This window comes from Pantoea sp. CTOTU49201 (assembly GCF_032054795.1).
Taxonomy (GTDB): Bacteria; Pseudomonadota; Gammaproteobacteria; order Enterobacterales; family Enterobacteriaceae; genus Pantoea; species Pantoea symbiotica.
This window is the reverse complement of the sequence record NZ_DAMBSA010000154.1, coordinates 1-9,778: the sequence shown is the minus strand read 5'-3', so window position 1 is coordinate 9,778 and position 9,778 is coordinate 1. Positions and strand designations below refer to the sequence as shown.

At 51.8% G+C, this 9,778-nt stretch carries 7 protein-coding genes; 1 reads left to right on the top strand and 6 read right to left on the bottom strand.

What is annotated here, in order from left to right; translation table 11 throughout:
* Positions 1-553, bottom strand: a 553-nt coding sequence (locus RTY00_RS12400; RefSeq protein ID WP_312664654.1) for an aldehyde dehydrogenase family protein, incomplete at its 3' end; no start/stop codon positions are given.
* A 512-nt stretch (positions 554-1,065) separates the two neighbouring features.
* Between RTY00_RS12400 and RTY00_RS12395 the strand changes: the two genes are divergently transcribed.
* On the top strand, positions 1,066-4,191 hold the full coding sequence (locus tag RTY00_RS12395) for an Ig-like domain-containing protein (RefSeq protein WP_312664653.1): 3,126 nt from the start codon (positions 1,066-1,068) through the stop codon (positions 4,189-4,191).
* Between the two features lie 145 nt (positions 4,192-4,336).
* On the opposite strand, the gene cbl is transcribed toward RTY00_RS12395, so the two are convergent.
* From cbl to RTY00_RS12370, 5 genes are all read right to left on the bottom strand, one after another.
* The gene (gene cbl, locus RTY00_RS12390; protein ID WP_008109354.1) at positions 4,337-5,296 is read right to left on the bottom strand and encodes an HTH-type transcriptional regulator Cbl; all 960 of its coding nucleotides are present in this window, start codon (positions 5,294-5,296) and stop codon (positions 4,337-4,339) included.
* A gap of 156 nt (positions 5,297-5,452) precedes the next feature.
* Entirely contained in the window at positions 5,453-6,370 is a 918-nt protein-coding gene (gene nac, locus RTY00_RS12385; RefSeq protein WP_061717658.1) for a nitrogen assimilation transcriptional regulator NAC, read from the bottom strand.
* A 448-nt stretch (positions 6,371-6,818) separates the two neighbouring features.
* Positions 6,819-7,850, bottom strand: coding sequence for an ABC transporter permease (locus RTY00_RS12380; protein WP_061717659.1), 1,032 nt, complete (start codon positions 7,848-7,850; stop codon positions 6,819-6,821).
* A 14-nt stretch (positions 7,851-7,864) separates the two neighbouring features.
* A complete protein-coding gene (locus RTY00_RS12375) occupies positions 7,865-9,349 on the bottom strand; it encodes a sugar ABC transporter ATP-binding protein (protein ID WP_008104783.1) in 1,485 nt (494 codons plus the stop codon).
* Between the two features lie 33 nt (positions 9,350-9,382).
* The coding region (locus RTY00_RS12370) for a substrate-binding domain-containing protein (protein WP_312664652.1) at positions 9,383-9,778 on the bottom strand (396 nt) is incomplete at its 5' end.

Sequence of the window (9,778 nt, the reverse complement as noted above, 5' to 3'; positions counted from 1 at the left end):
ACGGCTTAACGATAATCGGGCAACCTGCGGCCAGCGCGGGCGCGACTTTGCGGGTGATCATCGCAATCGGGAAGTTCCACGGCGTGATTGCTGCCGCCACGCCAACCGGCTGCTTGAGTACCAGAATACGGCGATCGTCGCTCGGCGCGGGAATGGTGTCACCGTAAATACGACGCGCCTCTTCCGCGAACCATTTCACAAAGCTGGCACCGTACAGCACTTCGCCTTTGGCTTCCGCCAGCGGTTTGCCCTGTTCGGCGGTCATGATGATTGCCAGATCGTCGGCATTATCAATGATCATCTGATGCCATTTTTCCAGCAGCGTGGCGCGCGTGGCGTTGGGGGTTTTGCCCCAGCTGACGCGCACCGACTCAGCATAATCTATCGCCTGCTCGGTTTCCGCCGCACCCAATGCCGGAATGGTGGCAATCGGCTGCTGCGTGCCGGGATCGATCACTTCAAGCGTTGCGCCCTGATGCGCATCCTGCCAGCGACCGCCAAACAGCGCCTGCTGGCGCAATAATTCCGTATCTTTCAGTTGAATTCGCGACATGACAATCCCCTGTATCTTCGTCATTTCACTGTAACGTGACGCGACAGCGCAGGATGTTTTTCTGGCGAGAGGAAGTTATGTCGATGCGTGTTTTGCGGCGGGAAAAGAAATTTTATGCTGTGGGGGAGAAGTCACTCTAATGGCTTAATGTGCATCAGTTAAGCGACGAACACCGAAATGGCAGAGCAAAAGGATGAGTAACAGCACAATTTTTTTGCGCGATGAATCACGCCGCTACGGAATGTGCGGTCATTGAATGGTGTGGGCTACGTGCATATTCACAAGCGAGCGGCAAAACATTGCCACGGGAAGAAAAATGGGGGGGAGATAAGTCTTCTGGCCTCACCCGTAACCTCTCCGCATTGAGCTTTGAGACCTTTCTCTTAACTGTAAGTTACGTCTTCAATTACCTTTCCAGCCTGGCTCTGCGTTTGTACTTTTACGCCACGTTGCGCAATTGACTACGCTCTCTGGCCTTTCACTTTATATCATTTAGAACCAGGACGTTAATTATGAATACTCAGGCCTACACCGGCACACAATATGCACAGCGGAATACCCCTCTCCCGACCATTTCTGGCTCCGCGCCCGGCGAAATCGGTAAACAAGGGGCAATTGCTCAAATCATTGTTGGTGGTGAGTACTATGAAGTTCCGATTGATCCCGTAACTGGCAGATACACCTGGACCGCGACCACGCCCATCCCGGATGGCGAATACAGCATCTCGGTCACGACAAAAGATCGTGCCGGTAACATCGGTAAACCTGCGCTTTACACCATGCTGGTGGATACCACGCCACCTGAAGCGCCGCTGTTACTGAACCTTTTCGACGTTCAGGGCGTGAAAACCGGTAGCTTTGACGCCGGCCAGACCACCGATGATAAGCGTCCTACCTTAACCGGCCTTGCCCAGCCTGGCACCATCGTGTATCTGCGAGATGAAAACGGCAACAACATCGGCTCTGCCCAAGCAGACGCGATCTATGGCAAGTGGGTGATGGTGCCATCGCAGAATCTGAAGGATGGCGTGAACAATCTGAGTTTAGTTACAGAAGAGCTGTTCGCAGGCCAACCCCGCACTGGCACGCCTTCCGCGCCAGTGACAATTATTGTGGGTGCTGATTCATCTGCCTTACTGCAAAACAACCTAAACGACAGCACAACTCAGTCAAAAATTCTCGGCGATGAAACAGCTACTGGGGCCTCTATTGCACAACCTGATGCGATAGAGTTGCTGGTTTATACTGGCACGAGCTATGCCGAGCGAAACACCGCACTTCCGACCATTGCTGCCAGCGCACCGGGTGAAATAGGTAAAACAGGTTCGATTGCCCAGATTGTCGTGGGCGGTAACTATTATGAAATCGCCATTGATCCATTAACCGGCAAGTATGAATGGACTGCAATCGATCCACTGCCTGATGGTGATTACAGCGTCTCGATGATAGTAAAAGATCGTGCTGGCAATACGGGCAAACCAACGTTGTTCACACTGCGCATTGATACTACGCCGCCTGAAGCGCCAGACTTGATCAATATGTATGACGGCCAGGGCCTGAAAACCGGCAGTTTTGACTCGGGTGACACCACCGATGATAAGCAACCGACTCTCACCGGTGTCGCCCAGAAAGGCACCACGGTTTATCTGCGTGATGCCAGCGGCATTATCATCGGCAGCGCGGTAGCTGATAAAGTGACCGGAATGTGGGTGCTCGTGCCTTCAGTGCCGTTGAAAGAGGGTGTCAATAACCTGACGCTGATTGCCGAGGAGACGTTTGCCAAAACCGTGCGACAGGGGGTACCTTCAGATCCGTTCACGGTGATTATCGATTCCACAGCGCCGATCAACAGCGGTATTGATACCGTACTTGACAATGTTGGCAGCATTCAAGATCCGGTCCGTAAAGGCGGGGTAACGGATGACAGCACGCCAACGTTAAAGGGTAAAGGCACGCCAGGCGATATCGTAATCATTAAGTCTAACGGTAATCAGATCGGCACAGAGATAATTGGTGCAAACTCCGAGTGGAGCTTCACGCCAATGACATCGCTGCCGGACGGCACCTATCAATTTACCACGGTGGTTAGAAATCCGGCGGGAAATCAAAGCTCCGAGTCAGCTCCCTATATTGTGATTGTCGATACCATTGCGCTGGCCCCGATCATCGTAAAAGGTGTGGATGATGCAAGCGGTACGATCGCTAATGGTGGCAAAACCTTTGACACCACGCCGATGCTGGAAGGCAGTGGCGAACCTGGCAGTCGGGTTTATGTTGAATACCGAGATGGAAGCGGTAACTGGACTGTAAGTTCGACGCCAGTCACGGTTAACGCCTTCGGGACCTGGTCATGGACGGCCCCTGTATTAGCGGCAGGCAAAAGCTGGGAGTTTCGCAGCAAAATTGTCGATGTTGCCGGAAATGTCAGTGCGTACTCGACGTCCTATAAGGTGAATATTGAGCTAAATTTCTCAAGCGGGTTCGAAAGTTTCGACAATCAGAGTGCCACTATCAATACCAATTACCCTGGGCACACTTTCAAATCAGGTATACATGTTGTAGGAAAGGCTGGATACGCTGACCACGCGCACGTTAGTGATTTCTACTCAAACTTTGGGTTCAGTGTAAAAGAGGCATTTGAATGGGGGAAAGGTTCTACCACCGATAATATTGCAAACAACAGTGATTTGAGATTTACATTACCATCACTAACTAACAAGCTCAGTTTCTTTCTTGGTATGGTAGATGGCTGGGTAGTTATAACAACCTATAATGCAGCTGGACAGGTAATTGAGAGCAAGTCATTTTACGGTGATCTAAGCATTGCCACTAAAGATTTTTACTTCCAGTCGACAGGTGGCATTGCTAGTTTCAGTATACAAGGTTTTGATGAAATAAATGGTATGTTGATCGACTCAATAAGATGGGGTCAGGCAGCTGTAATGCCCTTGAATAGTTACGGTCACGACCAGGTCGACAATGTCATTGACCTTAATACATCGCCATCCCATTCGGGTCAAAGCGAAGAGCTTATTAATGATAATATGTTGCGGTTCGAAGGCGATAATACGCTGAATATTTCGGCCGAGGATATTCTGGCTCGCGCTAACACTGGCTTATTTGTTGACAATGGAAAACACCAGCTGTTAGTCCAAGGCAATGAAGGCGATATCGTGCAACTCATCCCTTCAAATGCAACAGAAAAAGGATGGGTCCAGCAATCTGGTACCGTTATCGTCTCCGGAATAGAATACCAGGTGTTCAGCAACGGCGATGCTGAGCTAATCGTACAAGTGGGTGTGAAAGTCGAGATGCCTGCAGCTCCAACATTAATCTCTAACGATGAAGCAGCTTCGCAGTCGTTTGTTAATGAAACTAGCCTGGAAGATATTAAAATCCGTGAGGTGCTTTCACAGAGTGAAGAGAATTTGTTGCTTACTGAAGATGAATCGCATTTAGCCGATAATGAAGATAGAAAATTAGAACTTGCTGATATTTTAACAGGAGTTGGAAAAATCGAAGCGTGGCAACAGCCTGATGAATATAATGCTGGAGGTAAGCTTATTAAGGACTTCACATTCTACGGTACTGATGCTGAACTAGCGCTCGACCAGGCAGTGCATTTCGAAAATATCTAATTAAAGCATTCATTAACTTTCATGCCACGTCATATTCCGACGTGGCATTTTTATTTTATTTTTCGCAAAAAGATCTGCGCCGGCTTCCTTACCTTTTTCTACACTTGATAACTGAATAATAAGTTTATCGGCAAAGAAACGATAATCAAATCTGGAAATCGATAGCCGGTTCGTTCTCGGTTTCGTAAGAGAGCGCCTGACGTTTGATCTCCTCCAGCGACAGATTAGCGTTACACAGCTCCAGGAACTGCCACACGTAATTGCGCTGCAGCTGACCGCGCTTCAGGCCGAGCCACACGGTATTGGCATCGAACAGATGATGCGTGTCGATTTTTACCAGGTCTTCCCCTTCGTAAATATCACACGCCTGATCGGCCAGAATCCCCACGCCCAAACCGAGTTCAACGTAGGTTTTCACCACGTCAGAATCCTGCGCGCTGAGCACGATATCCGGTCTGAGTCCTGCCGCCTGGAAAGCACGATCGACCCGCGAACGGCCGGTAATGCCCTGACGATAGGTGATCAGCGGATAGCGGCTAAGGCTGGCGAGCGTCACCGGCTGATGCTGCAACAGTTCATGATCGTGCGGCACCAGCAGTGAGTGATGCCAGCTAAACCACGGAAATGCCGCGAGACTGCTGTTATTCACTAACTGCTCGGAGGCGATGCCGATGTCGGCTTCACCGGCTAGCAGCATGGCGACGATCTCCTGCGGCGATCCCTGATTCAGTTCGAGACGCACATTAGGATAGAGTTGACGAAACGCTTTGATCACGCGCGGCAGGCTGTAACGCGCCTGAGTATGCGTGGTGGCGATAGTCAGCACGCCGCTGGTTTCATTGGTAAACACATCCGCTAAGCGGCGAACTTTGCCCGCTTCATCAAGGATGCGCTCAGCAATGGTTAACAGCGCCTTGCCCGGTTCGGTCATGCCTAAGAGTCGCTTGCCACGACGAATAAAAATTTCCACGCCCAGTTCATCTTCCAGATCGCGAATATGGCGGCTCACTCCTGATTGGGAGGTAAACAATGTATTCGCCACTTCGGTCAGGTTGAACTCGCAACGGGCTGCTTCACGTATAATTTTAAGTTGCTGGAAATTCACGCCCTTTTCTCCTGATTCCTGCCCCTGTTTCGTCCATGTTATGAAGTTGGCGTCATCGCAACAAATAATAAAAAACGGTGTGTTATGCGGAATAGTAATAAGGGAGGTTTTGCGAGGAAGATAAAAAAGGTCGCCATGAATGGCGACCCTACGGGATTAACCCACCAGCATTAATTCACGATCCTCTACCGCTGGCTTATTCAGCAGCGACAGCAGAATATTCTTCACCGCCTGCGCTGATGGCGACAGCGGCAGACGCGCCGAGATGTTCAGCGACAGCGGCAGATTCAGCGACGGGCTGTTAATCCGCGCCATCCACGCATGGGTGGAACTCACCAGCGCACGCGCCGCAGATTCTGGCAGCACTGTGACGCCCATGCCGCTGGAAACTGCCGCCGTCAGCGTGGAGATCGATTCGATTTCGCCGATGATGCGCGCGCTCAGACGACGCAGCGAGAACGCTTCATCAACACGTTTACGTACCGCGCTGTAGTCGCGTGGCAGGAACAGACTCATCTGCGCCACGTCCGCCAGATCGACAGTCGCACCCGGACACGCCGTTGCGCCCACCAGATAGAGCTCTTCTTTCATCAATGGAATGCTGTTGATGCCCGCCGTTGGCGCACGATCGTACAGCACCGCCATGTCCAGCTGGCCGTTCATCACTTTTTCATTCAGCGAGGTGCCGCTGTTTTCATGCAGATACACCAGCACATCCGGGAACTGCTCACGCACCGTCTGCAACAGCGGCATGGTAAGCGAGGATGCGGCAGTGCCCGGCGCTAAACCAATGGAAACCTGGCCGTTCAGTGCCTGGCCGGCGTTGATGACTGCCGTTTGCGCCTGTTCACACTGACGCAGAATGGTGCGGGCGTGGGCATACAGAATTTTACCGGCTTCAGTTGGCGTCACGCCGCGCTTGGTGCGGATCAGCAATTGCTGATCGAGTTCATTTTCCAGCGTAGCGACCTGCTGGCTAAGCGCAGGCTGCGCGATGTGCAGCACTTCTGCTGCCTGAGTCAGGCTGCCGATATCGACGATTTTTACAAAATACTTGAGTCGTCTTAAATTCATGTTGCCTCCGTCAATCCCCGAATACCCAGGTTGGGCGTCTCAGCCTGCTGGCTTGTGGAAATGAAGTTGCAATATGCAGGCCAGGTTTGTTTGCTACGCAAAATTGCATAGCCAGATTTTTCCTAAAGGCACGGAAAATAAGCGTTTGTGATTACCTCGAAGGAGTTAATAAGCGCGAGCGATGACGCAAAAAGAGTAAGAATCAAACGAATTGCACTGCAATGGGGCAGGAAATGCGAGTCAGGCGTGCAAAAAAGTGATGACCCGATGAGCTGGTTTGGTGCAGATAACGCAGAAAATGAGCAGAAATGGCGGGAATGAAACCAAACGAGCGGAAAAGAACGGATTCAACCAGTTGGAAAACTTATTCCCGAATCACCGCGGCCAATAAAAAGGTGCGCATAAATGCGCACCTTTTGTAGGGTCGCCATTGATGGCGACCACACTATCAGCGCTTCTTACGGTTGCGATGCATATCAATCGAAACTGCCGCCACGATGATGATGCCCTTAATGATGTCCTGCACATAAGCATCCACACCGACAAAGGTGAAGCCGCTCTTAATCAGGCCAAGAATCACCGCACCAATCAGTGTACCGGTAATGCGTCCTACGCCACCCATCAAGCTGCTGCCGCCGATAACGGCTGCAGCGATGGCATCCAGTTCGTACGCCATACCCATGCTTGACTGACCGCTACTCACACGCGCCGCCAGCACCACGCCCGCCAGACCAGAAAGCGCACCGGCGATGGTGTAAACGATGATCAGATACTTATTAACGTTGATACCGGACACTTTGGCGGAGGTCATGTTGCCGCCAATCGCGTAAACATATTTACCGTAACGCGTGTGTTTCAGCGCGATGTGGAACAGGAATGCCACCACCAGGAAGATAATCACCGGCATTGCGCCCTGGCCGATGGAGGTGAAGCCATCTGACAGGAAGCTGATTGGGTTACCCTGCGTGTAGTACTGCGCCAGACCGCGTGCCGACACCATCATGCCGAGCGTGGCGATGAACGGAGGAATACCGGTTTTGGTGATCAACACGCCGTTCATCACGCCGCACAGCAGCCCGACGCCGATCCCGGCGACGATGGGAATAACCGCCGGCAGGTTCACCAGCGACGGATACATCGGCGACAGGCTGTCTGAGGTTTGCGCCAGACTGGCCGCCACTACCGCGGTTAAAGCGATAACCGAACCGGATGACAGGTCGATACCGGTGGTGATAATGACCTGGGTCACGCCCACCGCGATGATACCGATGATCGCTACCTGCAGAATAATCAGTACTAAGCGGTTGGTGTTCATCAGGAAAGATTGATCACGTACGTACCAACCGGCAATTTCAAAAATCAGGGCAATGCCCACCATCACAACAAAAATCCCGGTGTCTTTTGGCAGCTTGTGACGCAAGTTACTAAAGAAAGAACTCTGTTCTGCGGCCTGCGGGGCCGTAATTTTTACGTTACTCATAGATGTCTCACGCCTCACTCGGATGCCAACGACAAAATGGATTCCTGATTGGCCTCTTCTTTATCGAGGATGCCGGTTATACGTCCGCCGTGCATAACCATCACGCGGTCGCTCATGCCGAGAATTTCTGGCAGCTCGGACGACACCATGATGATGGCCACGCCGCGATTCGCCAGTTCACTGATTAAGCGATAAATCTCTGCTTTTGCACCAACGTCGATACCGCGCGTTGGTTCGTCGAGAATCAGGATCTTCGGTTGCGCCAGCAGCCAGCGGGCAATCAGCACCTTCTGCTGGTTACCGCCGCTGAGGTTATTGATGATCTGATCCATGGTTGGGGTTTTGATGTTCAGCTTGCGAATCTGATCCATACAGTCCTGCGCCATTTTGATGTGGCTGACAAAACCGCTTTTATGGGTGTAATCGGGCATGTTGACGATGCTCATGTTCTCCATCACCGACAACACCAGGAACAGCCCCGACTTTTTACGGTCCTCAGTCAGGAACGCCATGCCCTTCTCAATCGCCGTTGAAGGCGAATCGATCTTGACCGGTACGCCGTCAATCAGGATTTCACCGCTGTCGAAACTCTCCATGCCGAACAGGCTTTCCATCACTTCGCTGCGTCCGGCACCCACCAATCCCGCTACGCCGAGGATTTCGCCTTTGCGCACTGAGAAGTTGATGTCGGTGAAGCGATCTTTGCAGGTCAGATTGCGCACCGTCAGCACATCTTCCCCAATTTCACCGTTGAATTTCGGGAACAGCTGGGTCAATTCACGGCCCACCATCTGCGTAATCAGTGACTGTCGGGTGTATTCGCTGGTGTTGTTGCTGCCTACCCACGCACCGTCACGGAAAATGCTGATTTCATCGGTTATCGCAAAAATCTCATCCATCTTGTGGCTGATATAGATGATGGCTTTGCCCTGCTCGCGCAGGTCGCGGATGATGGTGAACAGATGCGCCACTTCGGTTTCCGTCAGTGCCGAGGTCGGTTCATCCATAATCACGATGTCCGAGTTCCACGAGACCGCTTTGGCGATTTCCACCATCTGCTGCGAGGCGATACTCAGCTCGCCCACCATACGATCGGCTTTCAGACGGATGTTCAGTCTGTTTAGCAGTTCCTGCGTCTGTTTGTTCAGCTTGCCGTGGTCAACAAAGCCGTACTTCATCGGTTCGCGACCGAGCCAGATGTTTTCGGCTACGGTCATGTAAGGCACCAGATTGAGTTCCTGGTGAATCATGGAGATGCCGGAACGCAGCGCATCCATGGTGTCCTGAAACTGCACTGGCTCCCCTTTAATGCGAATGGTGCCCTTATCGGGACGATACATCCCGATAAGGCATTTCATTAAAGTGGATTTGCCCGCGCCATTTTCACCCATCAGGGCATGTACCGACCCCGGTTTGATTCGCAGTGAGACATTGTCGAGTGCCTTCACTCCGGGGAAGAACTTGCTGATGCCTTCGGCTTCAAGCGCAAAAGCGGTCATACATCACCTCCGTACGGCTGAGTCGGTTACGGTTTATTTTTGGTTCTGACTGGCGAATTTTTCGTAGTTATCTTTGGTGATCAGCTGGAACGGGATATCGACCACTTTCTGCACTTTCTCGCCGTTAATCAGTTTGACCGCAGTTTGCACAGCGCCTTCACCCTGACCTTTCGCATCCTGGAACACGGTAGCGACCATTTTGTCGTTCTTGATCATCTGCAGTGCATCCGGCGTACCATCCACACCTGCGACCAGGATGTGATTCGGGTTTTTACCCAGCGCCTGCAGTGCACCAATCGCCATTTCATCGTTGTTGGAGGCGATTGCCTGAATGTCATCGCCCGCCGTCAGCCAGTTGCTCACCACATCTACCGCATCGTTACGGGTAAATTTGGCCGTCTGTTTCTGCACGACTTTGATATCCGGGTA

Coding starts and splice junctions, on each gene's coding strand:
- RTY00_RS12380 (WP_061717659.1), bottom strand. CDS start 7,850: ATGAGTAACGTAAAAATTACGGCCCCGCAGGCCGCAGAACAGAGTTCT.
- RTY00_RS12375 (WP_008104783.1), bottom strand. CDS start 9,349: ATGACCGCTTTTGCGCTTGAAGCCGAAGGCATCAGCAAGTTCTTCCCC.
- RTY00_RS12395 (WP_312664653.1), top strand. CDS start 1,066: ATGAATACTCAGGCCTACACCGGCACACAATATGCACAGCGGAATACC.
- nac (WP_061717658.1), bottom strand. CDS start 6,370: ATGAATTTAAGACGACTCAAGTATTTTGTAAAAATCGTCGATATCGGC.